Source organism: Streptomyces sp. NPDC006435, from assembly GCF_040612315.1.
Lineage (GTDB): Bacteria > Actinomycetota > Actinomycetes > Streptomycetales > Streptomycetaceae > Streptomyces.
On the sequence record NZ_JBEXPY010000019.1, the window covers coordinates 38,021 to 63,963 of the forward strand.

At 72.8% G+C, this 25,943-nt stretch carries 22 protein-coding genes; 11 read left to right on the top strand and 11 right to left on the bottom strand.

Features of this window, described 5'->3' with window-relative positions:
- The first annotated feature begins 298 nt into the window (after positions 1-298).
- Positions 299-1,354: a biotin/lipoate A/B protein ligase family protein gene (locus ABZZ04_RS19750; protein WP_356933570.1), complete on the top strand. Its 1,056-nt coding sequence runs from the start codon at positions 299-301 to the stop codon at positions 1,352-1,354.
- A 185-nt stretch (positions 1,355-1,539) separates the two neighbouring features.
- Here the strand turns inward: ABZZ04_RS19750 and ABZZ04_RS19755 are convergent, their stop codons facing one another.
- Positions 1,540-4,137 (bottom strand): SpoIIE family protein phosphatase, encoded by a 2,598-nt coding sequence (locus ABZZ04_RS19755; protein ID WP_356933491.1) that lies wholly within the window; start codon positions 4,135-4,137, stop codon positions 1,540-1,542.
- Between the two features lie 148 nt (positions 4,138-4,285).
- On the bottom strand, positions 4,286-5,767 hold the full coding sequence (locus ABZZ04_RS19760; protein ID WP_356933492.1) for an amidase: 1,482 nt from the start codon (positions 5,765-5,767) through the stop codon (positions 4,286-4,288).
- A gap of 279 nt (positions 5,768-6,046) precedes the next feature.
- On the opposite strand from ABZZ04_RS19760, the gene ABZZ04_RS19765 reads away from it, so the two are divergent.
- Both ABZZ04_RS19765 and ABZZ04_RS19770 read left to right on the top strand, forming a co-directional pair.
- Positions 6,047-6,709 (top strand): hypothetical protein, encoded by a 663-nt coding sequence (locus ABZZ04_RS19765; RefSeq protein WP_356933493.1) that lies wholly within the window; start codon positions 6,047-6,049, stop codon positions 6,707-6,709.
- Positions 6,706-7,812, top strand: coding sequence for a nucleotidyl transferase AbiEii/AbiGii toxin family protein (locus ABZZ04_RS19770; protein ID WP_356933494.1), 1,107 nt, complete (start codon positions 6,706-6,708; stop codon positions 7,810-7,812). Before ABZZ04_RS19765 ends, ABZZ04_RS19770 begins: the two co-directional genes overlap by 4 nt.
- Here ABZZ04_RS19770 and ABZZ04_RS19775 read toward each other — a convergent pair.
- On the bottom strand, positions 7,796-8,149 hold the full coding sequence (locus ABZZ04_RS19775; RefSeq protein ID WP_356933495.1) for a hypothetical protein: 354 nt from the start codon (positions 8,147-8,149) through the stop codon (positions 7,796-7,798). The genes ABZZ04_RS19770 and ABZZ04_RS19775 overlap by 17 nt on opposite strands.
- A gap of 271 nt (positions 8,150-8,420) precedes the next feature.
- Between ABZZ04_RS19775 and ABZZ04_RS19780 the strand changes: the two genes are divergently transcribed.
- Entirely contained in the window at positions 8,421-9,194 is a 774-nt protein-coding gene (locus tag ABZZ04_RS19780; RefSeq protein ID WP_356933496.1) for a hypothetical protein, read from the top strand.
- 171 nt (positions 9,195-9,365) lie between these two features.
- Positions 9,366-10,679, top strand: a complete 1,314-nt coding sequence (locus ABZZ04_RS19785) for an MFS transporter (RefSeq protein ID WP_356933571.1) — start codon at positions 9,366-9,368, stop codon at positions 10,677-10,679.
- Between the two features lie 33 nt (positions 10,680-10,712).
- Here ABZZ04_RS19785 and ABZZ04_RS19790 read toward each other — a convergent pair whose 3' ends face one another.
- From ABZZ04_RS19790 to ABZZ04_RS19805, 4 genes are all read right to left on the bottom strand, one after another.
- Positions 10,713-12,263, bottom strand: a complete 1,551-nt coding sequence (locus ABZZ04_RS19790) for an NCS1 family nucleobase:cation symporter-1 (RefSeq protein ID WP_356933497.1) — start codon at positions 12,261-12,263, stop codon at positions 10,713-10,715.
- A gap of 198 nt (positions 12,264-12,461) precedes the next feature.
- Positions 12,462-13,481 (bottom strand): TIGR03842 family LLM class F420-dependent oxidoreductase, encoded by a 1,020-nt coding sequence (locus ABZZ04_RS19795; protein WP_356933498.1) that lies wholly within the window; start codon positions 13,479-13,481, stop codon positions 12,462-12,464.
- Between the two features lie 148 nt (positions 13,482-13,629).
- Positions 13,630-15,021 (bottom strand): dihydropyrimidinase, encoded by a 1,392-nt coding sequence (gene hydA, locus ABZZ04_RS19800; RefSeq protein WP_356933499.1) that lies wholly within the window; start codon positions 15,019-15,021, stop codon positions 13,630-13,632.
- Between the two features lie 136 nt (positions 15,022-15,157).
- Positions 15,158-15,313: a hypothetical protein gene (locus tag ABZZ04_RS19805; RefSeq protein ID WP_356933500.1), complete on the bottom strand. Its 156-nt coding sequence runs from the start codon at positions 15,311-15,313 to the stop codon at positions 15,158-15,160.
- 392 nt (positions 15,314-15,705) lie between these two features.
- On the opposite strand from ABZZ04_RS19805, the gene ABZZ04_RS19810 reads away from it, so the two are divergent.
- The gene (locus ABZZ04_RS19810; RefSeq protein ID WP_356933501.1) at positions 15,706-17,592 is read left to right on the top strand and encodes an alkaline phosphatase family protein; all 1,887 of its coding nucleotides are present in this window, start codon (positions 15,706-15,708) and stop codon (positions 17,590-17,592) included.
- A gap of 161 nt (positions 17,593-17,753) precedes the next feature.
- Here the strand turns inward: ABZZ04_RS19810 and ABZZ04_RS19815 are convergent, their stop codons facing one another.
- Positions 17,754-19,037, bottom strand: a complete 1,284-nt coding sequence (locus tag ABZZ04_RS19815) for an aspartate aminotransferase family protein (protein WP_356933502.1) — start codon at positions 19,035-19,037, stop codon at positions 17,754-17,756.
- The gene (locus ABZZ04_RS19820; protein ID WP_356933503.1) at positions 19,034-19,876 is read right to left on the bottom strand and encodes a nitrilase-related carbon-nitrogen hydrolase; all 843 of its coding nucleotides are present in this window, start codon (positions 19,874-19,876) and stop codon (positions 19,034-19,036) included. Before ABZZ04_RS19820 ends, ABZZ04_RS19815 begins: the two co-directional genes overlap by 4 nt.
- A gap of 394 nt (positions 19,877-20,270) precedes the next feature.
- Between ABZZ04_RS19820 and ABZZ04_RS19825 the strand changes: the two genes are divergently transcribed.
- Positions 20,271-21,545 carry an aminotransferase class I/II-fold pyridoxal phosphate-dependent enzyme gene (locus ABZZ04_RS19825; protein ID WP_356933504.1) on the top strand — a complete coding sequence of 425 codons (1,275 nt, stop codon included), beginning with the start codon at positions 20,271-20,273 and terminating at the stop codon, positions 21,543-21,545.
- A 107-nt stretch (positions 21,546-21,652) separates the two neighbouring features.
- Here ABZZ04_RS19825 and ABZZ04_RS19830 read toward each other — a convergent pair whose 3' ends face one another.
- The gene (locus ABZZ04_RS19830) at positions 21,653-22,114 is read right to left on the bottom strand and encodes a nuclear transport factor 2 family protein (protein ID WP_356933505.1); all 462 of its coding nucleotides are present in this window, start codon (positions 22,112-22,114) and stop codon (positions 21,653-21,655) included.
- A gap of 88 nt (positions 22,115-22,202) precedes the next feature.
- Between ABZZ04_RS19830 and ABZZ04_RS19835 the strand changes: the two genes are divergently transcribed.
- From ABZZ04_RS19835 to ABZZ04_RS19845, 3 genes are all read left to right on the top strand, one after another.
- Complete coding sequence (locus ABZZ04_RS19835) at positions 22,203-22,763, top strand: TetR/AcrR family transcriptional regulator (protein ID WP_356933506.1); 561 nt, start codon at positions 22,203-22,205, stop codon at positions 22,761-22,763.
- A gap of 50 nt (positions 22,764-22,813) precedes the next feature.
- Entirely contained in the window at positions 22,814-23,485 is a 672-nt protein-coding gene (locus tag ABZZ04_RS19840; protein ID WP_356933507.1) for a hypothetical protein, read from the top strand.
- A gap of 191 nt (positions 23,486-23,676) precedes the next feature.
- Complete coding sequence (locus ABZZ04_RS19845) at positions 23,677-24,804, top strand: Rieske 2Fe-2S domain-containing protein (protein ID WP_356933508.1); 1,128 nt, start codon at positions 23,677-23,679, stop codon at positions 24,802-24,804.
- Between the two features lie 9 nt (positions 24,805-24,813).
- Here ABZZ04_RS19845 and ABZZ04_RS19850 read toward each other — a convergent pair whose 3' ends face one another.
- The gene (locus ABZZ04_RS19850; protein ID WP_356933509.1) at positions 24,814-25,083 is read right to left on the bottom strand and encodes a helix-turn-helix transcriptional regulator; all 270 of its coding nucleotides are present in this window, start codon (positions 25,081-25,083) and stop codon (positions 24,814-24,816) included.
- A 41-nt stretch (positions 25,084-25,124) separates the two neighbouring features.
- Here ABZZ04_RS19850 and map point away from each other — a divergent pair, with 41 nt between their 5' ends.
- Entirely contained in the window at positions 25,125-25,892 is a 768-nt protein-coding gene (gene map / locus ABZZ04_RS19855; protein ID WP_356933510.1) for a type I methionyl aminopeptidase, read from the top strand.
- Positions 25,893-25,943 lie beyond the last annotated feature (51 nt).

Here is a 25,943-nt window from a genome sequence, read left to right on the forward strand (position 1 = left end):
GGTACGGAGTCCTGCGGTCCGGCGATCAGCAACCTAACCCTCGAAACCCGGATATCCGGCGGGTGGAAGCCTTATCGGGCAATTCTTATGGATGCCTTAAGGCATTCCTCAGACTGCTATTACTTCGCCCGTTCCCCGCCGTGCGGCGGCCCGGCACGGAGGGATTTCCTCACGGCCGGGACGCCTCGTCCGGCCCCCTCCGGGGCGGGGGCGCGGACTAAACCGTGCGGCGGTGATGTTGTTCCTGGTCGGTACCGGTTTGCGAAGATGTGGGCCGGACGGAACGGGAGGCATGGCTGTGCACGGTGAGTACAAGGTCCCCGGCGGCAAGCTCGTCGTGGTGGATCTGGACGTCGAGGGCGGGGCGCTGCGCAACGTACGGGTGGCCGGGGACTTCTTCCTGGAACCGGACGAGGCGATCCTCGCGATCGACGAGGCGCTGGAGGGCGCCCCGGCCAACACCGACACCGCGGGCCTCGCCGCCCGTATCGACGCGGCGCTCCCCGCCTCGACCGTGATGCTCGGCCTCACCTCCGAGGGCGTCGCCGTAGCCGTGCGCCGGGCCCTCGCGCAGGCCACCGAGTGGAGCGACTACGACTGGCAGCTCATCCACGAGGCCCCGCAGTCCCCCGCGCTCCACATGGCGCTCGACGAGGTCATCACCGCCGAGGTCGCCGCGGGCCGCCGCCCGCCCACGCTCCGGGTCTGGGAGTGGGCCTCCCCCGCCGTGATCATCGGCAGCTTCCAGTCCCTGCGCAACGAGGTCGACCCGCAGGGTGCCGAACGCCACGGCGTCACGGTCGTGCGCCGGGTGTCCGGCGGCGGGGCCATGTTCGTGGAACCCGGCAACACCATCACGTACTCGCTCTCCGTCCCGGAGGCCCTGGTCTCCGGGCTCTCGTTCGCCGACAGCTACGCCTATCTCGACGACTGGGTGCTCGGTGCCCTGGCCGACATGGGCATCAAGGCCTGGTACCAGCCGCTCAACGACATCGCCACGGAGGCCGGGAAGATCGCGGGCGCGGCGCAGAAGCGGGTGGTCGGCGGGGACGGCGCCGTGCTCCACCACGTGACCATGTCGTACGACATCGACGCCGACAAGATGCTCGAAGTCCTGCGGATCGGCAAGGAGAAGCTGTCCGACAAGGGCACCAGGAGCGCGAAGAAGCGGGTGGACCCGCTGCGCCGCCAGACGGGACTGGCGCGCGAGGCCGTCATCGAGCGGATGATCGACTCCTTCCGCACCCGGCACGGGCTCACCCGGGGCGAGGTGACGGACGAGGAGATGGCGCGGGCCGAGGAGCTCGTACGGACGAAGTTCGGCACCGAGGAGTGGACCGCCCGGGTGCCGTGACGGAACGGAACGGAACGGAACGGAACGGGACGGGTACGGGTCCGGGGCAGGACGGAACGGGACGGGTCCGGGGCGGTTCGCCGGTACGGGCCCGTCCCGCCGCATGACGGACCGTCCGCCGCATGACGGGTCCGGGGGCCTTCGGCGACCGACGGTCTCAGCTCTCCGGCCCGGCAGGGGGGGAACTACCGCTCCGTCGCGGGGAGTTCCTCCTCGCCGGTGCCCGGTCCGTCTTCCCCCGCGCCCGATTCCTCCTCGTCGGACCGGAGTTCCCGTCCGGCGGGCGGGATCTCCTGCTCGGTCCAGATGATCTTTCCCTCGGGCGTGTAGCGGGTGCCCCAGCGGTGGGTGAGCTGGGCGACGAGGAAGAGGCCGCGACCGCCCTCGTCCGTGGTCCGGGCGTGCCTGAGACGGGGCGAGGTGCTGCTGGTGTCGGAGACCTCGCAGATCAGGACGGACTGGCGCAGCAGCCGGAGCCGGATGGGGCCGGTCGCGTAGCGCACCGCGTTGGTGACGAGCTCGCTGACGATCAGCTCGGTCGTCATCTGGAGCTCCTCCAGACCCCAGGTGCTCAGCAGGCGGGCGGTCCGGGCCCGGACACCGGCGACGGCGGCCGGGTCGGAGGGCACCTCCCAGGAGGCGACGTGGTCGGCGCCCAGTTCGTGCGTACGGGCGAGCAGCAGGGCGACGTCGTCGGGCTGGGGCACGGGGACCAGCTGTTCCACGACCGTCGCGCACAGCGCGTCGAGGGACAGTCCGCGCTGGGCCAGGGCCCCGCCGAGGCGGGACATGCCGAGGTCGGCGTCCTGCTCCCGGCCCTCGATGAGCCCGTCGGTGTAGAGGCCGATCAGGCTCCCCTCGGGCAGTTCGGCCTCCGCCGTCTCGAAGGGCATCCCGCCCAGGCCCAGCGGGGGTCCGGCGGGCAGTTCGAGGAAGGCGACGCGCCCGTCCGGGGAGACGACGACGGGCGGCGGGTGGCCGGCGCGCGCCATGGTGCAGAGCTGGGTGACCGGGTCGTAGACGGCGTACAGGCAGGTGGCGCCGAGCACCGGGGTGCCGCGCGTCCCGTTCTCGGGTTCCTCCTCGCTGAGGCGGAGCACGAGGTCGTCGAGGTGGGCCAGCAGTTCGTCGGGGGGCAGGTCCATGTCGGCGAGGGTGTGCACCGCGGTGCGCAGCCGGCCCATGGTCGCGGCCGCGGCGATGCCGTGTCCGACGACGTCGCCGACGACCAGGGCGACCCGGGCGCCGGACAGCGGGATGACGTCGAACCAGTCTCCCCCGACACCGTCCTTGGCGTCCGCCGGGAGGTAGGACGAGGCCACGTCCAGTGCCATGCCGCCGGGCAGGGTGTGCGGGAGCAGGCTGCGCTGGAGGGTCAGGGCCGCGGCGTGCTCGCGGGTGTAGCGGCGGGCGTTGTCCACGCACACCGCGGCCCGCGCCACCATTTCGCGGGCCGGGAGCACGTCGTCCGGTTCGAAGGGGGCGGGGTTCACCGACCGTACGAAGGTGACCAGGCCGAGCACCGTGTCCCGGGCCCGCATCGGTACGCAGATGAGGGAGTGCAGTTTGAACTCCCGGATGCTCGCCGCCCTGGCCGGCTGTTCGGCCGTCCAGGCGTGGCTGTCCGGGTCGAGGACCGGGACGAGGACGGGCTCGCCGTCGATGAGGAACCGGATGTCGTGGGGCGGGGGCATGAAGTCGACCCGGTCCCCGATCCGGCCCACCGCCTCCGGGCAGCCCTCGCGCACCGAACTCATCCCGGCCCGGCGCATCTTCGGCCGGAGCGAGGGGTCGACGGCGCGGGAGCGGGCGAGGTCCGCGCGGGACAGTCCCGGGCCCAGCGGCCACGGGGCGGGTTCGTCGGGGCTGGCGACCGGTTCCAGCAGGTCCACGATGACGAAGTCGGCGAAGCGCGACACCGCGAAGTCGGCCAGCTCCTGGGCCGTGCGCATCACGTCCAGGGTGGAGCCGATCGCGGCCCCGGCGTCGTTGACCAGGGCCAGGCGCTGCTGTGCCTTCCACCGGTCGGTGACGTCCAGGACCATGTAGCACATGCCGGTGACGTTGCCGTCGCCGTCGGTCAGCGGGAAGAACGACGTGGAGTAGGCGCGCTTGCGGCGCGGATCGGCCCAGCTCCAGCCCAGGTACTCGTAGTCGATGACGGGGACCCCGGTGTCCAGCACCCCGCGCATCAGCGTCTCGATGGCGTCGGCCTCCAGCCCCGGCAGCACCTCGCTCAGCCGGCGGCCCAGGCGCTGTTCGCGCGGGACGCCGCCGAAGCGTTCCAGGGTGTCGTTCATCCACAGGTAGCGCAGGCTCGGGTTCAGCACGGCCATGCCGATCGGGGAGCTGGTCAGGAAGGCGTCCAGCACGGACTGGCCGACCGTCCACTCCGGGCGCCGTTCGCGTCCCGAGACCAGGAAGCACTCCCGCCCGTCCAGGTGGAAGGAGGCCGAGACCCGCAGGTCCACCTCGATCCGGCGGCCGTCGCTCCGCCGCACCTCGGCGACGCCGCTCCATCCCACGCCGGCCCGGCACCGTTCGGCGATGCCCGCCACCCGGACCGGGTCCTCGGGCATGGCGAGCAGAAAGCCGGCGGACCGCCCGACCACGTCCACGGCGCGGTAGCCCAGCAGTTCCTGCGCGCTGTGCGTCCAGCCGACGATCGTGCCGGTGCCGGCGACCACCGCGGTCGCGTCGTTCGCCGCGTCGTGGGTGTGCCGGGGGGCGCTGGGCGGCACCGGTTCGGGGCAGGGCTCCGGCTGTGGGCCTGCACGCGCCATACGGTTCACCACCCATCCATTCCACATCCATGGTCCCGGTTTTCACGCTCCGGTGCGAGCGACCGCGACCGGGCGGCCGTGGCGGCCGGGCCCGCGCGGGCGGGTGCGCGGCCGGGCGGCGGGTGGATGCGGAGCGGGCGCGCGGTGGTCAGCCGGCCCCGGGGACGGCCGTGGCGGCGGGTGGCCGGAGCTCGTACCACCGCCGGTCCGCCTCCAGCTGCGCGGCGAGGGAGATCAGCCGTTCCTCGCTGCGGGACGGGCCGAGCAGCTGGGCGCCGACGGGCAGCCCGGCGCCGGTGAAGCCCGCCGGCACGTTGATGCCGGGCCAGCCCAGCACGTTCCAGGGCCAGGCGTACGGGCACGCCTCGGTCATCGCCAGGTCGGTGCGCCAGGCGCTGAGCCCGTCGAACCGGCCGATCGGGGGCGGCGGCAGCGCGGTCGTCGGGGTGAGCAGCACGTCGTAGCCGGTGCGGGAGTGGCCGGTGCCGGTGCGGGAGGTGCGGAAGAACGCGCCGATCCGGTGGTGCTGGCGCACCTCGCGTTCCCTGGCCGCCCGCACCACCCGGCCGCCGAGCCGGGCGCCGGTGCGCAGCGCGCTGCGGGTGCGCGGGTCGAGGAGCGCGGGGTCGGGGTGGCGGGCGGCGAGTTCGGCGATCCCGGCGGTGGCCCGGGGTACGAAGCCCAGGCCGATCAGTCCGTAGCGGGGCCGGGCCTCCTCGACGTCGTGACCGAGCCGGGCGAGGGTTTCGGCCAGTGCGGTGACGGCGCGGCGCACATCGGGGTGGGGTTCGGAGCCGGTGAAGGTGAACGGGGGGCGCCAGGCGATCGCCACCCGCAGTCTGCCGGGGTCGCGGCGGGCGGCGGCCGAGGCGTCGACGGGCGGCGGGCGGTGCGGGTCGTCGGGGTGGGTCCCGGCGACCGCGTCGAGCAGCAGCGCGGCGTCGGCGACGGTCCTGGCGAGCGGTCCGTTGACGGTCAGGCCCTGGAAGGCGTCGCTGTGCGGGTGGCCGGAGATCCGGCCGCGCTGGGGCTTGATGCCGACGAGATGGGTCCAGGCCGCCGGGATGCGGACGGAGCCGGCGCCGTCCGAGCCGAGCGCGGCGGGCACGAGACCGGCCGCGACGGCCGCCGCCGAGCCGCCGGACGATCCGCCGGGGGTGTGGCCGGTGTGCCACGGGTTGCGGGTGGCGCCGAACGCGGGCCCCTCGGTGAACGGCCACTGGCCGAGTTCGCAGGAGTTGGTCTTCCCGACGATCACGGCCCCGGCGGCGCGCAGTCTGCGTACGGCCTCGCTGTCGGCGGCGGCTACGGGCAGGTCGCCGCCGCAGCCGAAGTGGGTGGGCATCCCCGCGACGTCGGTGTCGTCCTTGACCGCGACCGGTACGCCGAGCAGGGGCAGCCGCTCCCCCGCCGCGAGCCGGCGGTCGGCCTCGGCGGCCTCGGCGAGCGCGGCATCGGCGCGCAGGTGCCGGAAGGCGTTGAGGACGGGTTGGCTCGCCTCGATGCGGCGCAGCGCCGCGGACACCTGCTCGGTCGAGGTGGTGGTGCCCTCGGCCAGCTCCCGTGCGCTGTCGGCCAGTCCGGCCGGACCGGCCGGCTCGGTGGTTCTCACGGCTTCCGTTGAGGACATGGGCTGACCGCCTTCCTCGTATCGGCAGAGGCGCGCGACGCGTCTGTGGTCCCGCTGTGGGCCCGACCGAACTTACCGGAGGGTAACGAGAAGTGAGCGGTCCGCTCAACCGTTCGGTGGAAAGTGGCCGGACGGTGCGCCGGGCGGCGCGTCGGGCGGCGCGGCCGTCGGCACATCGGTGAGGGGCCGGGGAGTGTCGGTGCCGCTTGTTACGTTCTGCCGGTGGGAACGGGCCGGGACGGTCCGGGCGTGGGTGGCGAGGGCACTGCTGGAGGGCGTGTGGAAGCGGAGTTCGAGGGCGAGTTCGAGACGCATCTGACGGTGCGGTTCGATCCCGGTGCCGACGATGCGGAGGAGTGCGCCCGGCTGGCGCGCTGGGCCCGGCGGCACGGCCTGAAGCTCACCCGTATCGTCCTGGACCGCGGCGCCGTGCCGGACCAGCCCATGCTGACCGAGCGGGGCCGGGGCTCGCTCTCCGGGCAGCGGGCCGCCGCGGGGCTCCGCGCGCAGGCGCTGCGCGCGGCGGGGTTCCCGGTCGTCCGGGTGAAGATCGAGGCCGCGCCGTGGAACGAGGACGTGCCCCGGACGGCCGGCGAGGCCGCCGCGCTGTCCCCGCACTGCCACTTCGAGCACCATGTCAAGCTGCTGCTCTCCGGCGGGGCCGACCTCCTCGCCGCACGGGCCGCGGCCGAGCGCCACGGCGCGCATCTGTCGCGCAACGCCCGCCGCGCCGACGGCCCGGGGCGTCACGAGCGGTTCGTCACGCAGCGCTGCCGCGCGGTGGGCCGGTCCGGGGCCCGGGCCCGGCTCGACGCGCTCCTGCGCGCGCTGGACGACGCCGGGCTCGAAGTACTGGAGACCGAGGAGGAGTTCGTGGTGCACGACGACCATCCGGCGGTGGACGCGGGCTGGATCGACGAGCGGGTCGGGGTGGCACCGTGAGCGCGGTCGACCGCCCCGTTCCCGGGGAGCCGGCGTTCGACGACCCGGAGCTCGCCCCGCGCTGGCGGGCCGCCCGGCGCGCCGTCCAGGACCACCTGCTGCGCGTGATCACCCGGTCTCCGTGGGGCGGCCAACTGGTCCTGCGCGGCAGTTTCCCGCTCCGGGCATGGGTGGGCGCGGCGGCGCGGGAGCCGGGCGACCTGGACTGGATGGTGTTCGAACCGTCGGCAAAGGACTTCGTCGACCGTCTCGACCCCTACCCGTACGTCTCCGGGACCGAGGCGGTCCAGCACTGGCCGGAAGCCGCGCACGGCGCGGCCGCTCCCGAGCTGTGGACGGACGAGGAGTCCCACGAGACCGCCGGTGCCCGGCCCCGGCTCGCGCCCGAGGGGCTGCACTGGATCGAGTCCGAGGACCTCGACGACTCCGAGGACTCCGAGGGGTCCGGGGAGTGCGCGGACTTCGGGGGCATGTACACGCCCCGCTCCACCCTCGCCGAGGTCGTCGCCGCCCTGACGGCCGGGCCGCCGCCGCCCGAGGGGATACGCATCGATCCGGACCGGGTGCGGGCGGACGACACCTGGACGTACCGGGAGTACGAGACGCCCGGTGTGCGGGTCGTCGTGCCCTGGCGGGCCGACGGGCTGCCGCCGGGCGAGCTGGGGATGGACTTCGCCCGGGACGAGCGGCTGCCCCGGGCCCCGGTGTGGACGGCCTGCCCGCGCGGTGACGGCGGCCCGCCGACGCCGGTGCGCACCGCGGACCCGGGGCTCTCGCTGGCCTGGAAGCTGTTGTGGCTCGCCGAGGACCAGGAGGCGGAGGGGCGGTCGGCGGCCAAGGACCTGTACGACGCAGTGCTGCTCGCGGAGCACTCCGGGACGCGGCTCCCGCTCCGCCTGCTGCGCACCGTGCTGGGCCCGCACGCGGAGGGGTTCACGCCCCGGACGGTGCTGGACTGGCCGGTGGACTGGGCCGCGTTCCACGCCGCCCACCCGTGGGTGGACGGCGGGCCCGACCGGCTGCGGGAGCGGCTCGCGGACGCGCTGCCGCGCCTGCTGGGTGACGACGCCGCTCCCGGAGCGCGCCCTACGGCTGGACGGTGATCTCCCCGATCCCGGTGCCCAGGCTGCCGCAGTGCGCGGTGGACTGGCCGGACTGGCCGGGGTTGAGCGTGACGTGTTCGCCGTCCACGTCCGGGGACCAGCCGCAGACCAGGTGCACCCAGAAGGTCTGCGTCGTGTTGCCGTTGTTCCGGCACAGCGCGAAGCCGGTGTAGTCGTCGATCTCGTGCTTTCCGGTCTCGCAGGACAGGCCCGGCGGTGTGGCCGGGGGCGTCAGGGCGGTGGCGGCGGTCACGGGCACCGCGAGTGCGGCGGCCGCTCCCGTCACGACGGCGCCCCGCAGCATCGCCCTGGACGCGCTTCCCATCGACAGCTTCATGTCTTCCCGTTCCTCCTCGTCGGTGGCGGTCCGGCGCCGGCGGACCGCCCGGGGCGGCCCCGGCGACGGCGGACCGGTACGCCGACAACCGTCCCCACCCTCCATGCCGCAAAACCGGGCAGAACATCACTCTGCGCACATGTCCACCGCGTCCTCCACCGCGCGTCCCCGCCGCCCTTCCCGCCGCGCGGCCGATCCGCCCCCGGCGTACTCTCGGAACCGTCGGGTCGCACACCTGAACGGGCCCGACGGGCCCTACGAGGGAGGCGACGTGACCGGTCGACGCATCCGCACGCGTCGGGCCGTCCGGGCGGCCGTCATCGCGCTGGGCATCACCGGCGGCGTCCTGGGCGGGGGTGTGGCGGGGGCCGACGACGGCATCGACGACCTCTCCGCGCAGCAGATCGCGGACCGCTCCCGCGACGCCCTGCTGAGCGCCCGTTCCCTGCACCTCAGCACGCGCGGCGACCTCGGCGACGGCGGCCCGCCGATGACGCTGGAACTCACCCTGGACCGGGACGGCAACTGCAACGGCTCGGTGGACCTCGGCCGGAGCCAGGGCTCGGTCCGGATCGTGAAGCGCGGCGACGACGTCTGGGTCAAGCCGGACGCGGACTTCTGGAAGAACCAGGTCCCGGGCGGCGGTCCGGCCTTCGCCGCGATCCTCGACGGGCGTTACATGAAGGGCTCGGCCGACGATCCGCGACTGCGCGGCCTGGCGGACGGCTGCGACCTGGACACGTTCCGCAAGCTGGTCGCCGACAACGCGGACAACGACCGGGGAACGCTGAACAAGGGCCACAAGACCACCCTCGCCGGGACTCCGGTGATCCCGCTGACCCGGATGAGGGACGACCGGACGCTGACGACGTACGTCGCGGCCACGGGCGAGCCGTACCCGCTGAGGATCACGGTGCGCGGCGACGGGGCCGACGCGGTCGTGGGCTTCTCGGCCTTCGACAAGCCGGTGCCCACGAGCACGCCGCCCCCGGACGAGACCTACGACATCGGCGCCCTGCTGGGCCGCACGACCGCGCCGGTGTGACCTCCCGGGCCTGCGGGCCCACGGACCCGCCTGCGCTCGGGCCGCGGGCACGGGCTCCGGGCGGGCCGGTGCGGCAGGAGCGGCCAGCCGGTGCGCGAGGTGCCGGACATTATTTTGTATGCGCTTTCATCGATGGGGGCGAGCCTGTACGTTGGTCCGGGCCGGGCGGGAATCGGCACCGATGCCCCGTCCCGTACCCCGGCCCCTCACCGTCTCCCAGCTCCCCGGAGAAGCACTCCCATGTACCGCGCCGTGCCCCGGCGCCGCCAGGCGCTGTTCCTGCTCTTCCTGCTCGCCGGGATCTCGATGTCGTCATGGGTGACGCGCACGCCCGAGATCCGGGACCGGCTGGGCGTGTCCACGGCGCAGATGGGCCTGGTGCTGTTCGGCCTGTCGCTCGGCTCGATGCTGGGCATCGTCTCCTCGGGCCGGCTGGTCTCCCGGTACGGGACCCGGCCCGTCATCGCCGGAGGAACGGTGCTGCTCCTCATCGGGACGGCCACGATCTGCGCGGGCAGCGCCGCCGCGTCCGTCCCCGTGGTGACGGCGGGCCTCTGCGCGTTCGGGGCGGGGATGGGGACCAGCGACGTGGCCGTGAACGTCGACGGCACGGACGTCGAGCGGATCAGCGGCACGACGACCCTGCCCGCGCTGCACGGCTGCTTCAGCCTGGGCACCGTTCTCGGGGCCGGCACGGGCATGGCGGCCACCGCCGCCGGGGTGCCCGCGCACTGGCACCTGGCCGGAATCACCCTGCTCGCCGCCGGACTCTTCCTGTACGCGATGCGCGCCGTCCCGGCGGGCACCGGCCGCATCACGCCCGGCGGGGCGGGACGGGGCGACGACGGCGGACCGCATCCGGCGGTGTGGAAGGACGGGAAGCTCCTCCTCATCGGCGCGATCGTGCTGGCCATGGCGCTGGCCGAGGGCTCCGCCAACGACTGGCTGCCCCTGCTGATGGTCGACGGCCACGGCGTGGACGCCACGACCGGCTCCCTCGTCTACGCCGGGTTCGCCGCCGCCATGACCCTGGGCCGCTTCACCGGGGCGTTCTTCCTGGACCGCTTCGGCCGCACCGCCGTCGTACGCGCCAGTGCCACCGTCGGCGCACTCGGTCTGCTCGTCGTCATCGTCTCCGACAGCGCCGTCCTGGCCGGTGCCGCCGTGCTGTTGTGGGGCCTGGGCGCCTCGCTCGGCTTCCCGCTCGCACTGACCGCCGCGGGGGAATCCGGGCCCGGCCCGACGGCCCGGGTCGGTCTGGTCGCCACCATCGGCTACCTCGCCTTCCTCGTCGGGCCGCCCGGTCTCGGCTTCCTCGGCGACCACATCGGCCTGCGGGCCGCCATGTTCGTCGTCCTCGTCTGTGTCGCCTGCGCCGCCTTCGCGGCCCCGGCGGTCGAGCCGCGCCCCCGTGCCGCCGGCATGGCACCGGTGGCCGGGGGCGGGCGGCCGGCACCGGCTCCCCGGTCGCGGGCGGACGGCTGACACCGACCGCCCGCCGGACCGGTGCCCGTGCCCTCAGCCGCCGTCGGCCGTCCGCCGCCCCGCTCCCGCCGTCAGCGCCACGTACACGACCAGCGAGACACCGAGCCCGACGGCCCAGCCGTAGTCCGCGAGGGGCTTGAGGAACGGGACGAGGCCGTCGGTGGGGAACGGTCCGGCCTTGTTCCCCTCCGCGTCGAGCGTCGAGTAGGACCCGCCGACGGCGAGCACCCCGCCGGCGACGAAGGCGGCGACGGCCCGCCAGTTCCAGCCGCGCGTGTACCAGTACCGCCCTCCGGCCACGTACAGGTCGGCGAGGTGCAGCACGGTCCGGCGGATGATCCAGTAGTCCGCGATCAGGATGCCGGCCACCGTGCCGAGCAGCCCGCCGACCACGCCCAGCCAGGTGAAGATGTACAGCTCGGGCGTCGACGTCAGCTTCCACGGCATGATCAGCACACCCACGACGCCCGTGATGAGCGCGCCCGTACGGAAGTTGATGAGCTTCGGCGCCAGGTTCGCCAGGTCGTACGCGGGAGAGACCACATTGGCCGCGATGTTCACCGAGATCGTCGCGACGAACACGGTGACGAGGGCGAACAGCAGCCCGAAGACACTGTCCGTCTTGGCCGCGAGCTCGACCGGGTCCCAGATCGCCGCCCCGTACACCTTCTCCGAACCCGCCGTCACCAGCACCGACATGAGCGCGAACGCCGTCATCGTGGTCGGCAGGCCGAGGGTCTGGCCCCACACCTGGGCGCGTTGTCCCTTGCCGAAGCGGGTGAAGTCCGGGATGTTCAGCGACAGCGTCGACCAGAAGCCGATCATGCCCATCAGGCCCGGGAAGAAGACCTTCCAGAAGTCCGCGCCCCAGCCGACCTTCGACGGCTCGTGCAGCAGCGGGCCGAAGCCGCCCGCCTTGTTCGCGATCCAGACCAGCAGCACCGCCGCGCCGACGAGCACGAACGGCGCCGCCCAGTTCTCGAAGCGCCGCAGGGTCTCCATCCCCCGGTAGATGATGGCGAGTTCGAGCGCCCAGAACAGGACGAAGCAGAGCCACAGCGTCCACGGGTAGCCGCCGACCTTCCCCGCGTCGGCCCAGCCGCCGAAGATCTTCCCCAGCAGCAGGAAGATGCCCTGCCCGCCGATCCAGGTCTGGATGCCGAACCAGCAGCAGGCCACCGCGGCGCGCACCATGGCGGGCAGGTTCGCGCCGCGTATCCCGAAGGAGGCGCGGGCCAGGACCGGGAAGGGGATGCCGTACTTCGGCCCGGCGTGCCCGGTCAGCAGCATCGGCGCCAGCACGATCACGTTCGCCAGCGCGATCGTGAGGACCGCCTGCTTCCAGTCCATGCCGAGCGCGACCAGGCCGGAGGCCAGGGTCCAGGACGGGATGCAGTGGGCCATGCCGATCCACAGGGCCACGAAGTTGTACGTGGTCCAGCGCCGCTCGGCGACCGGGACGGGGCGCAGATCCTCGTTGGCGTAGCGGCTGCCGGAGGGGTAGGCGTCGGCGGGGAGTTCGACGCCCGCCCCTCCGGCCGGTATCGGGGAGGACGGGGACGGGGGTGGGACGGTGTTGGTCATGGGCAGTCCGTTCGATGGATGCCGCGGGCCCGGGGGCTCACGGGGGACGGGGGAACATGGCCGTGCGGGTGCCGTGAACTGCCTTGCCCGGTCGGGATGCGACCGGTGACGGGGATGTGACCGGTGGTCGGGGTGCGAGCGGTGTGCGCGGTGGCCGGGGCGGCCGGAGTGCGGGCAGCGGGCGGGGTGAGCCGCCCGTCATGCGTCGAGCGCGGGAATGACGTTTTGGCCGTACTCGTCGATCACCGACTCCTTCGCGTCGTGCATCGCGTACAGCGCGAACTGGTCGACGCCCAGGTCCCGCAGCGCGCGCAGCTTCTCGAGATGGGCCTCGACCGGACCGATCAGGCAGAAGCGGTCCACGATCTCGTCCGGCACGAACTTCGTGTCGGGGTTCCCGGAGCGGCCGTGGTGCGCGTAGTCGTACCCGTCGCGCGCCTTGATGTAGTCCGTCAGTTCCTGCGGCACCAGGCCCGAGTCCGAGCCGTACTTCTCCACCAGGTCCGCGACGTGGTTGCCGACCATGCCGCCGAACCAGCGGCACTGCTCCCGGGCGTGGGCGAGCGCCTCGGGCGAGTCGTCCGCCGTGACGTACGCGGGCGCGGCGACGCAGACCTTCACCTCCGACGGGTCGCGCCCGGCGGCGACGGCCGCGTCGCGCACCGCCTTCACCATGTACTCGGTGAGGAACGGGTCGGCGAGCTGGAGGATGAAGCCGTCGGCCTCCTCGCCGGTCATCTTCAGCGCCTTGGGCCCGTACGCCGCCATCCACACGGGGACCTCGGCGCCCTCCCGCACCCACGGGAACTTGATGACCGTGCCGCCGATGTCGGCCTCGTCGCCGCGGCCCAGGGCCCGGATCGTCCGCATCGCCCCGCTGATCCGGGCGAGCGTGTTCGGCTTGCGCCCGGCGACGCGCATCGCGGAGTCGCCCCGCCCGATGCCGCAGACGGTGCGGTTGCCGTACATGTCGTTGAGGGTGGCGAAGGTGGAGGCGGTCACCTCCCAGGTGCGGGTGCCCGGGTTGGTGACCATCGGGCCGACGACGAGGTTCTCGGTGTGTTCGAGGATCTGGCTGTAGATGACGAACGGCTCCTGCCACAGCACGGCGGAGTCGAAGGTCCAGCCGTGGCTGAAGCCGTTGCGTTCGGCGCGGCGCATCAGGCCGACGACGGCCGAGGCGGGCGGGTCGGTCTGCAGGACGAGTCCGAAGTCCATGTGAGGCCCCTCATTGGTCGAAGTCCGGACCGGTGGTCCGCGGTCGTGCCGCGGACCACCGGACGATCCACACGTACTGCTTTGCCTGCCGGGGCCGGGTGCCGCGGGCGGCGTACCGACCGCCGCGGCACCCGGCGTGCCGGACCGGTCAGTCCAGGTACTGGCAGAGACCGCGCGGGGTGTACACGCCGTGCCCGGCACGGCCCGTGAACTCCCGCTCGGTGATGACGGGTTCGCCGCGCGACAGGACCGTTTCCACCCGTCCCGTCAGCCGCTTGCCCTCGTACGCCGAGTAGTCGACGTTCATGTGGTGGGTCTCGGCGGAGATGGTCTGCTCGGCGGCCGGGTCGTAGATGACGATGTCGGCGTCCGTGCCCGGCGCGATGGTGCCCTTCCTCGGGTACAGGCCGAACATCCGGGCCGGTGCCGCGCAGGCGATCTCGATCCAGCGACGCCGCGAGATGTGCCCGTCCACCACCGCCTGGTGCAGCAGGTCCATCCGGTGCTCCACGCCCGGCATCCCGTTCGGGATCCTGGAGAAGTCGCCGCGGCCCATCTCCTTCTGGCCGGAGAAGCAGAACGGGCAGTGGTCGGTCGACACCACCTGGAGGTCGTCGGTGCGCAGGCCCCGCCAGAGCGCCGCCTGGTGCTCCTTGGGCCTCAGCGGTGTGCTGCACACGTACTTCGCGCCCTCGAAGTCGGGCTCGGCGAGGTTGTCCGTCGACAGGAACAGGTACTGCGGGCACGTCTCCCCGAAGACCGGCAGGCCCTCGTCCCGGGCGCGCGCCAGTTCGGCCACCGCCTCCTGCGCCGACACGTGCACCACGTACAACGGCGCGCCGGCGACCTGCGCCAGTTTGATCGCGCGGTGCGTCGCCTCCGACTCCAGCAGCGCCCTGCGGACCTCTCCGTGGTGACGCGGATCGGTCTCGCCGCGGGCCAGCGCCTGTTCCACCAGCACGTCGATCGCGATGCCGTTCTCCGCGTGCATCATGATCAGCCCGCCGTTCCCGCCGGCCCGCTGCATCGCCCGCAGGATCTGCCCGTCGTCCGAGTAGAAGACCCCGGGGTACGCCATGAACAGCTTGAACGAGCTCACACCCTCCTCGACGAGCCCGTCCATCTCCTTGAGCGTCGACTCGTTCACGTCCGCCACGATCATGTGGAACCCGTAGTCGATCGCGCAGTTGCCGTCGGCCTTCGCGTGCCAGGCGTCCAGCCCCGCCCGCAGCGCCGCACCCTTGGACTGCACCGCGAAGTCGACGACGGTGGTCGTGCCGCCCCACGCCGCGGCCCTCGTGCCCGTCTCGAACGTGTCCGACGCGAAGGTTCCGCCGAACGGCATCTCCATGTGCGTGTGCGCGTCGATCCCACCCGGGATCACGTACTTGTGCGACGCGTCGATGACCCGGTCGGCAGTCCACTGCTGGCTGCCCGGTGTCGCCAGCGCCACCACCCGGCCGTTCTCGATCAGCACGTCCGCGTGCAGCTCCTCGGCGGCCGTGATCACAAGGCCACCGGTAATCAGAGTCCGAGTCATACCTCACAAGTCCCTTCACATCGCGTCCGCCGGGGAACACGGCTGTCTCCGGCCGTGCCGCGGCGGACGGCCCGGCCGGTCGGAACACACGGGCGTCCGGGCGGCCGCCGGTCGGCGGCCCCGCCCGCCCGCGTGCTCACCCGGCCGTTCGGGGGCCGGTGCCGAGGGCGTCGGCGGCGCGGATGCCGTGTACCGCGGGGGGCACGGCGCGGGCGCCCCCGGTGCGTACGGCGGCACGGCTCGCGTCGGACGCGACGCCGGTGGGACCGCCATGGAAAACGGCGCGGCTCATGTACCCCTCCTCACTGTGGCGGAATGGGTCTACGCACGTAGATGAGGTGCGTGATGAAGAACGTAGAAGTGGGTTACCCACTGTGGCAATACCGCTGCCGCTAACCGCTGAAGACGTTTCTGTTTCATCCGCCCGACACTCCACCGGCCCACAGCGCGTCGCGGACCGGCACCGTTCGCGGGCCGACGCGGGCGCACCCGGGGGGCCGACCGCGGAGTCGCGGACCCGTCCGTGGGTAACGAATTGATGACGGGTCTGGTCCAGATGTCGAGTACGGTTCATGCGCCCGTCCCGTACGCGGCGTGATCCGATCACCACCGACGGCCAGCCTCGAACACACCACCGGACACCCCCCGTTGTCCGGTGCCCCTCGACCGATCCCGGAGGATCACGTGTCCCTGCCGCGCTCCGCGCGTACGGTGCTGGCCGCCGCAACCGTCGCCGCCGTCGCCCTGCCGCTCGCCACCACCGCCGCCCACGCCCAGAGCCCCGCGTCGCCGTCCACCGCCCCGTACGCCGGTCTGCCGTCCGGCACCAAGCAGGCGAAGACCCTGGTCATCGGCATCGACGGCGCCACCTTCGACGCCTTCTCGCGCGCCGACGTACCGCGCATCGAGCGGTTGATGGCCGACGGGCTGACCGCCCGGAGCAACCTGTACGCCAACCCGATGGCCCCGACCGTCTCCGGCGCCGGCTGGTCGTCCATCGCCACCGGCGTCTGGCCCGACAAGCACAACGTGAAGGACAACAACTTCACGAACCCGAACTACGACCGCTACCCGGACTACGCGACCCGGCTGGAGACCGCGGACCCGGCCACGTCCACCCTGGTCGTCGGCACCTGGAGCCCGATCCCCCAGACCGTCTTCGGGGCGAGGACCGACCTGCGGATAGCGGGCGGCAACGACGAGGGCACCACCGCCAGGGCCACCGACTACCTCGCGCACGGCAACCCCGACTCCACCTTCGTCCACCTCGACGAGGTCGACGGCGCCGGCCACGGCACCGGCTCCTCCAGCGCCGCCTACCTCAAGGCCCTGAACACCGCCGACGCCCAGGTCGGCCGGCTGCTGGACGCCGTGACCTCGCGGCCGACGTACGCGCAGGAGGACTGGCTCGTCGTCGTCACCGCCGACCACGGCCACACCCCCACCGGCGGGCACGGCGGCAACACCCCGCTGGAGCGCGGCACGTTCGTGATCGCCAAGGGCGGGGACATCGCCCCCGGCTCGGTCCGCGACGACGTCAAGATCACCGACATCGCGCCCACGGTCCTGCGCCACGAGGGCGTCGCCACCGACCCCGCCTGGGACCTGGACGGCACCTCGCTCGCCGAGCCGGAGACGGACGCCTTCGACACGCTGCGCCCCTCGCTGCGCGGGCCCGTCGACGAGACCGGGCTCCCGGCCGACGCCAAGGGGTGGACGAACACCGCCCCCGGGGGCTGGTCCATCGACAACTCGAAGATGCCGGCCGGCGGCGTCACCGAGTGGCGGGGCTGGGCCTTCGCCACCGACGAGTTCTGGACCAACGCCGAGCGCGGCCAGGGCCGCGAGACCAACGTCCGCGCCCGCGACGTCTTCGCGGTGGCCGACTCCGACGAGTGGGACGACAAGGCGCATGGCGCCGGGCAGTTCGACTCCACCCTGATCAGCCCCGCGTACGAGCTGAACGGCGCGGCGACGGCGACCGTCTCGTACGCGACGAACTACCGGGTCGACGGCCCGCAGACCGGCGACGTGTACGTCTCGTACGACGGCGGCGCCCCGCAGCCGGTGAAGTCGTACCGGGCGAACAGCAACACCGTGGAGCGCCTGGAGCTGGCCGTTCCGGCGGGCGCGCGGACGGCCCGGCTGAGCTTCCGCTACACCGGTACCAACAGCGCCTTCTGGACGGTGGACCGGGTCGCCCTCGGCCAGCCCGCCCCGCCCTCGCAGCTGGCCGTGGCCTCGCTGACGGCCGAGAGCAAGCTGCTCGGCCGGCCCGGTTCCGACGCGCCCTGGAAGATCACCGCGAACGGTGTGGTGCGCACCGCTCAGGGCGCGCCGGTGAAGGGCGCGGAGGTGACCGCCGAGCTGACGTCCGGCGGCACGGTGCGGAAGCTGACCGGCAGCACGAAGAAGGACGGCTCGGTCCGCTTCAAGGCCACGGTGGGCCGGGGCGTCGCCGAGGCGTCGCTGCGGATCACCGAGGTGCGCTACCGGGACCTCGCGTACCGCGGTGAGCTCGACCCGGTCCGCGGCCTGGACCTCACCCGCCCCACCGGCAACCGCGGCTGACCGGCCGGGCGGGCCCCGGAGCCACCGGCCGGGGCCCGTCCGCCGCCCGGTCCGCCGGAGCCGGCAGGCCGACCCGGTACGCATCGGACCGTCTGCCCCGACCGACCGGTCCGGTGCGCACCGATCCGCCCGCCCCGCCCCCGGACCGGCCGGCCCCGGTCTCAGGCCACCGACCGAAGTGCCTCGGCCAGGATCTCGGCCCCCTCCTCCGCCTCCGGGATGGTCAGCGAGAGCGGCGGCGCGATCCGCAGCACGCTGGTGTTGTGGCCGCCGCCCTTTCCGATGAGCAGACCGCCCTCCCGGGCCGCCTCCAGCACGGCCGCGGCCGCCTGCGGGTCCGCCTCGTCGGTGCCGGGCCGCACCAGCTCGATGCCGATCATCAGGCCCCGGCCGCGCACCTCCCGCACATGCTCCGAACCCGCGCCGATCGCCCGCAGCCGCTCGATCAGCAGCCCGCCGACCCGCCGGGCGTTGCCCTGGAGGTCGTGCTCCAGCAGGTACGAGAGGTTGGCCAGGCCCGCCGCCATGGTGACCGGGGAGCCGCCGAAGGTCGAGATGGAGTTGGCGTCCAGGCAGTTCATGACGTCGGCGCGGGCCACGACACCGCCGATCGACATGCCGTTCCCGACGCCCTTGGCGAAGGTGAGGATGTCCGGCGGCCCGTTGCGGCCGTGCGCCTGCCAGCCCCAGAAGTGCTCGCCGGAACGGCCCCAGCCGGTCTGCACCTCGTCGGAGATCCACAGGACGCCGTGCCGGTCGAGGACCCGGCGGAACTCCGCGTACAGCCCGTCGGGCGGCGAGGTGAACCCGCCGACGCCCTGGATGGGTTCGGCGATCAGCGCGGCCGGTGTCCGGGTGTGGCCGAGCAGGTCCTCCAGGTCCGCCACGCAGGCCGCGACGAACTCCGCGTCACCCAGGTGCGCGTACGGCCCCCGGGTGCGGACGCCACCGTGCACGTACAGCGTCTGCAACGGCGACAGGCTGGTGGGCGACCAGGCGTTGTTGCCGGTGATGGAGACCGCGGAGAAGGACCTGCCGTGGTAGCTGTTGCGCATCGCGAGGATCTGGTTCGACCTGCGGTACGCGGTGGCGAGCAGCAGGGCCGTGTCGTTGGCCTCGGTGCCGGAGGTGGTGAAGAAGACCCGGGCGTCGGGGATGCCGGAGAGCGCGGCGATGCGCTCGGCCAGCTCGACCATCGGCCGGTTGAGATAGAGCGTGGAGGAGTGGATGATCCGCCCCGCCTGCTCGGCGACCGCCTTGGTCACCTCGGGCAGGGCGTGGGCGGTCATGGTGGTGAGGATGCCGCCGAAGAAGTCGAGGTAGCGCCTGCCGTCGGCGTCCCAGACATGCCGGCCCTCGCCGTGGGTGATCTCCAGGGGCTTCTTGTAATAGAGCGCCAGCCAGTCGGGGCAGACGGCGAGATGGCGGTCGTACAGACTGCTCACGGCTCCACCAGTCCCTCGTACGCGTCGGGACGGCGGTCCCGGTAGAACGCCCACTGCTGCCTGACCTCGTCGATGAGGCCGAAGTCGAGGTCGCGGACGACCAGCTCCTCCTCCTTGTCGCTGGCGACCTCGCCGACGAACTGGCCGCGCGGGTCGACGAAGTAGCTGGTCCCGTAGAAGTCGTTGTCGCCGTACTCCTCCTGGCCCACGCGGTTGATCGCGGCGACGAAGTATTCGTTGGCCACGGCGGACGCGGGCTGTTCCAGCTGCCAGAGATAACCGGAGAGGCCGCGCGAGGTGGCCGACGGGTTGTACACCAACTGTGCTCCGTTGAGCCCGAGTTGACGCCAGCCCTCCGGGAAGTGGCGGTCGTAGCAGATGTAGACGCCGACCTTGCCGACGGCGGTGTCGAAGACCGGCCAGCCGACGTTCCCCGGCTTGAAGTAGTACTTCTCCCAGAAGCCCTTGACCTGCGGGATGTGGTGCTTGCGGTACTTGCCGAGATAGGAGCCGTCGGCATCGATCACGGCGGCGGTGTTGTAGTAGAAGCCCGCCTGCTCGACTTCGTAGACCGGCACGACGATCACCATGCCGGTCTCCCGGGCGAGGTCCTGCATCCGGCGGACGGTCGGCCCGTCCGGCACGGCCTCGGCCCAGCGGTAGTGCTCGGGTTCCTGCACCTGACAGAAGTAGGGGGCGTTGAACACCTCCTGGAAGCCGATGATCTGCGCACCCTGACGGGCGGCCTCGCGTGCGTGTTCCTCATGCTTGGCGATCATGGATTCGGTGTCGCCGGTCCAGGTCGCCTGGACGAGTGCGGCGCGTACGACTTGGGACATGAGCTGCTCCTTCGACGCGGCGTCAGAGAGCCTCAACGCGTTTTCTACGCCCGTAGACACGGACGTAGAGGAGAACGTAAGCCCCGCCACACAGCGGGGCAAGACCATCGCCGTGAACCGGCGGAGTCGATCTTGTTTCACACCCGTGCGGTCCACACGCCCCCTGGGCCTCACCCTTGGAAAGCAGGTGCTGTTCCCGGGCCGCGGAGGCGGGGCCGGACGGACGGGAAGGGCGACCGGACGTCCTCCTCCGTCGCCGCCCCGTCACGGCGGGCGGGCAGGACCGGCGGACCGGGCGGGAACCGCGGCGCCGACGGGGCCGGCCGACGGGGGACGCGCGGTTTGTATTCTCGGCGGTAGCCCCTTCCGTGCGGCACCTGCGAGAGGAAACACCATGACCACCGAGCTGAGCCCCGAAGCCCTCACCGGGTTCCTCGACCGGGCCCGCCAGGACTACCGGGACCTGGTGGGGCTCGGGCTCTCGCTCGACCTCACCCGGGGCAAGCCGGCGCCCGAGCAGCTCGACCTCTCCGACGGTCTGCTGAGCCTGCCCGGCGGGCGGCACACCTCCGCCGACGGCACCGACGTGCGCAACTACGGCGGTCTGCAGGGGCTGCCCGAGCTGCGGGAGATCTTCGCCGATGTGCTCCAGGTGCCGGTGGGCCAGCTGGTCGCGGCCGGCAACTCCAGCCTGGAGCTGATGCACGACTGCCTGGTGCACGCCCTGCTGAGCGTGCTGCCGGGCGCCGAGTCGCGCTGGGTGGAGCAGGAGCGGATCGCGTTCCTGTGTCCGGTGCCCGGTTACGACCGGCACTTCGCGCTCTGCGAGCGGTTCGGGATCGACATGATCCCGGTGCCGATGACCTCCGAGGGTCCGGACATGGAGGCCGTGGAGCGGCTCGTCGCCGAGGACCCGACGGTCAAGGGCATCTGGTGCGTGCCGAAGTACAGCAACCCGGACGGCGTCTGCTACAGCGACGGGACCGTGGCCCGGCTCGCCTCGATGGACACCGCCGCCCCCGACTTCCGGATCTTCTGGGACAACGCCTACGCCGCCCACCACCTCACCGACGAGCCCGTCGGGATCGCCGATCTGCTCGCCGCCTGCGTCCGGGCGGGCAACCCCGACCGGGCGTTCGTGTTCGGCTCCACCTCGAAGATCACCGCGGCGGGCTCGGGCGTGGCGTTCTTCGGCTCCTCGCCCGCGAACGTGCAGTGGCTGCTGGGCAACAACTCCAAGCGGTCGATCGGACCCGACAAGGTGAACCAGCTGCGGCACGTGCTGTTCCTGCGGGACGCCGACGGCGTGCGCCGCCACATGGAGCACCAGCGCGCCCTGCTGCAGCCGAAGTTCGAGGCGGTGGCCCGGATCCTGGACGCCGAGCTCGGCGGCAGCGGCCTGGCGTCCTGGACCTCGCCCAGGGGCGGGTACTTCGTCACGCTGGAGGTCCCGGACGGCTGCGCCAAGGAGGTCGTGCGCCGCGCCGCCGAGGCGGGGATCGTGCTGACCCCGGCCGGCGCCACCCACCCGTACGGCGACGACCCGCGCGACGCGGTCATCCGCATCGCCCCCAGCTACCCGGGCCTCCCCGAGCTGGAGCAGGCGATCGCGGGCCTCGCCGTCTGCGTCAGGCTCGTGGGCTACGAGCAGCGGGCGGGCCGGGAGTAGTCGTCCCGCACCGCACGCCCGCGCCGGGTGCGGCGCGGGCGTGCGCGCCGCACCGGGACGGGACCGCTCCGGCCCCCCGACCGGAGCGGCGGAAGGTGTCGCGCCCGCTACCGGAGAGGGAGCTCGACGCCCCGTTCGCCCTCGGGGCGGGGGCCGAAGATCCTCCGGTCGGCCTCGTCGATCCGCAGGTCGTCGATGCTCGCCTCGCGCCGTTCCATCAGCCCTTGCGGATCGAACTGCCACAGCTCGTTGCCGTAGCTGCGCCACCACTGGCCGGCCGCGCCGTGCCACTCGTACTGGAACCGGACCGCGATGCGGTTCTCACGGAATCCCCACAGGCTCTTGCGCAGGGCGTAGTCGAGCTCCCGCTCCCACTTGGCGGTCAGGAAGCGGACGATCTCCTCGCGCCCCGTCACGAACAGGTCCCGGTTGCGCCAGGCCGAGTCGGGCGTGTAGGCCGACGCCACGCGGTGCGGGTCACGGGTGTTCCACGCGTCCTCGGCCGCCTGCACCTTCCGGAGCGCGGTCTCTTCGGTGAACGGCGGAAACGGCGGTCGGGACTCGCTCACAGGTATCCCTCTCAAGGAGAACGATCGTTCTCTACTGGTTTCGGCTACCGTAGAGAACGTTCGTTCTCAACGTCAAGGAGATCCTCGCGTGCCGGCCCCGATCAGCGAAGAACAGACCTCCCGCGACCGCGAAGCACTCCTGGCCGCCGCCGAGGCGCTCTTCTACGAACGCGGCGTCCAGGCGGTCGGCATGGACGCCGTCCGCTCGGCCGCGGGGCTGTCGCTGAAAAGGATCTACGCGCTCTTCGCGACGAAGGAGGATCTGGTCGTCGCGATGCTGCGGCGCCGGGACCGGCGGTGGCTGGCGAGCCTCTCCGAGTACGTGGAGCGGCACGAGGACCCCCACGAACGCGTCCTGTCGCTCTTCGACTGGCTGGAGCGGTGGTTCGCGGAGCCCGGCTTCCGCGGCTGCGCCTGGATCAACGCCCATGGCGAACTGGGCTCCTCCTCGCCCGCGGTCCTCGCCGAGGTGCGTTCGCACAAGAAGGCGTTCCACGACCGGATCACCGCATGGGTCGGCGCGGCCACCGACGCCCCGGCCGAGCCCGTGTGCCTCCTGGCCGAGGGGGCGATCGTCACGGCGTCCGTCACGGGAGACCCACGGACCGCCCGGGCCGCCCGGACGGCCGCCGGGACCCTCATCGGCTGACCTCCGGAAATATCCCGGCCCGGTGGCACGCGGCCCCCTATGCTGCCGCAATGGGGCTGGACATCACGCTGTTCATGGCGGACTGGGAGCAGCTGGGCGCCATTCCCGCAGCGGACCGGGCCGACGCACTGGGCGACGCGATCTGCGCCCTGGACCACAACGACGACTATCGGGGAAACGAGTTGTCCGGCGACTGGCTGTGGCCCCCGGACCGGGAGTCCGCGTGGTGCGCGGAGTACGTCTTCCGCACCACCACCGGCGCCTACAGCCCGCACTTCCGCGCGGGCAACGCGTGGAACGACACGCGACTTCTCGTCGACGCGTCCGTGCGCGGGGCGATGGACCGCTTCCTGACCGGCCTGATCCTGGACCCCGATCCGGCCGACGGTCCCGCGTCGACCGACGGCGCCGCACCCGACGACAGTCCCACGCCCGGCGACGGTGCCGCACCGGCCGGCGGGCGCCTCTTCCGTTCGGTCGCCGGCCACGGGTTCCCGTCCACGCCTCTGGAGTGCCCGCCCGAGGCGGTGTCCGGCAAGGCCCGTGCCTGGAAGCTGGTGGAACCGCGCCTCGACGAGTTGCGCGAGCCGTTCGCCGCCGAGTGCGAGGGCTGGGCGGGCCGCCCGGACACCTTCGAGGACTTCACCGCGCTTCTGCGCGAATGGGGCGACGTGACCGCGGACGTCGCCCGGCGCGGCTGGGGGCTGGTGGGCCTGCCCTGACGACCGGCCGCCCCGCGCGCGGCCCGGACCCGCCACGAGCGACGCCCGCGGCACCCGGCCGGAACCGTTCGAACCGGCACCCCGGACGTCAACTCACGTCGCTTTCCTCCTCCTTCAGGTGATGTGCGGCATACCGGGGGGATTTCGGGGCGAGCTGGGCAGGGTCCAGGCGACCGATCGAAGGGGAAGTCGTGGGACTGTCACGCGAGTACGGACGCGCCATCACCGAGGGACCGACCCCGGCCGATGCCGCGGGCGCCACCGCCCTGCCCTATCCGAGCGGCTGGTCGGCACTGGCCTTCTCGGACGAACTACGGCCCGGCACCGTGCTCACCCGGCCGCTGGCGGGGCAGGACGTGGTGCTGTACCGGCTCGGCACGGGGGCCCTTCGCGCCATCCGCCCGCACTGTCCGCACCTCGGCGCCCATCTCGGCCTGGCGAAGGTCGACGGGGACGACCTCGTGTGCCCGTTCCACTTCTTCGCGTTCGGCCCCGACGGGGCGTGCGTACGGACGGGATACGACACTCCGCCACCGAGATCGCCGTTGACACAGCTGCCGGTGCACGAGGTCAACGGCGCCGTCTTCGTCTGGCGGCACCACGACGGCCGGGCCCCGGACTGGTTCGTCCCCCGCTGGCACGAGATCGGTCACCGGCCGGCCCGCAGCGCCGCGTGGGAGCTGGCCGGCAACGTCCAGGAGGTGATCGAGAACTCGGTGGACCTCGGGCACTTCGCCACCCTGCACGGCTGGGACAAGGCGGAGATCGGCGGCCCCGTCGCCTACGAGGACGCCACGTTCCACGTGTCCATGCGGGCCCATGAGTCGGCCCCGCTGCTGGGCAGTTTCGTCGTGGACGTGGACGTGGACGGCTACGGACTCGGCTGCCTGCACGCCGACGTGCACACGCCCCGGCTCGGGCTGCGGATGTGCACGATGGTGATGCCGACCGCCATCGCGCCCAACCGGATGCAGTTCCGCCAGCTCAACCGGATCTCCTTCGCGGAGCCCTCCCGGCTGCCGGCGCCGCTCGCGCGGGCGGTCAGCCGGACCGCGGCACGGCTGCTGGACCGCGCGGTCTTCCGTTCCAGCTGCGAGTTCACCGCCGCCGACTTCCCGATCTGGCACCACAAGCAGTACCAGCAACCGCCCGGGCTGGCGCCCGGCGACGGCCCGATCGGACCGTTCCGGCGGTGGGCCCGCAGGTTCTACCCGCCGCTGGAGACCGACCGGAGGACACTGCCCGGCCCCCACGGGCGCGGCGGGTCCGGGGAGCGCAGCGAATCCGACGGGCGCGGCGCGGGAGCGGAGGTGGTCTGAGGGCCGCCGCTATCCGGCCAGCGGCACCGCGTCCGGTTCCGGGGCGCAGCGCACGAGGATCTCGTCCATCGAGAGCCCCAGCGCCCCGGCCAGCGCCGCGACGGTGAAGAAGGCGGGGGTGGGCGCGCGGCCCGTCTCGATCTTGCGCAGCGTCTCGGCGGAGATCCCGGCGCTCGCCGCGATCTCGACCATGCTGCGGCCGCCGCGCGCCTCGCGCAGCAGCACTCCGAGGCGTTCGCCGCGACGGCGCTCTTCCGGGGTCAGGGGCGTTCGAACCATGCCGTCATTCTAATACCGCTCCGACCGGTATAGTAATTGGCATGGTGCAACTCAAGACGGACACATCCATAGCAGCGATGCGCGAGACCGGACGGGTCGTGGCGCGACTGCTCGACGCCGTGCGGAAAGCGGCCACGACCGGCGTCTCCCTGCGCGAACTCGACGAGGTGGCCCGCGGCGTCCTGCGCGAGGCCGGGGCCACGTCGCCGTTCCTGAACTACCGGCCGCACTTCGCGCCCACCCCGTTCCCCGCCGTGATCTGCGCATCGGTCAACGACGCGATCGTGCACGGCATCCCGACCGACCAGCGGCTGCGCGACGGCGACCTGGTGAGCATCGACGCGGGCGCGATGCTCGACGGCTGGGCGGGCGACTCGGCGATCAGTTTCACCGTCGGAAGCGCCCGGCCCTCGGACACCAGGCTCGTGGAGACGGCCTTCGAGGCACTGGAGGCGGGCATCGCGGCGGCCGTCGTCGGCAATCGGATCGGTGACATCGCGCATGCGATCGGCACGGTCTGCCGCACGGCCGGGTACGGCATCCCGGAGGGGTTCGGCGGCCACGGCATCGGCCGGGCGATGCACGAGGACCCGGGCGTCCCCAACGAGGGGCGCCCCGGCCGCGGCATGAAGCTGCGGCACGGAATGGTGCTGGCGATCGAACCGATGCTGATCGGCAGCGGCAAGGACGCCTTCCACGCGGACCGGGACGGCTGGACCCTGCGCACGTCCGACGGCAGCCGGGCGGCGCACGCCGAGCACACGGTGGCGATCACGAACGACGGGCCGCGGATCCTGACCGCACCGTGACCGGTGCCGCCGCCCTCCGTACGCACACGGCACCGGCCGGACGCGCCGGGG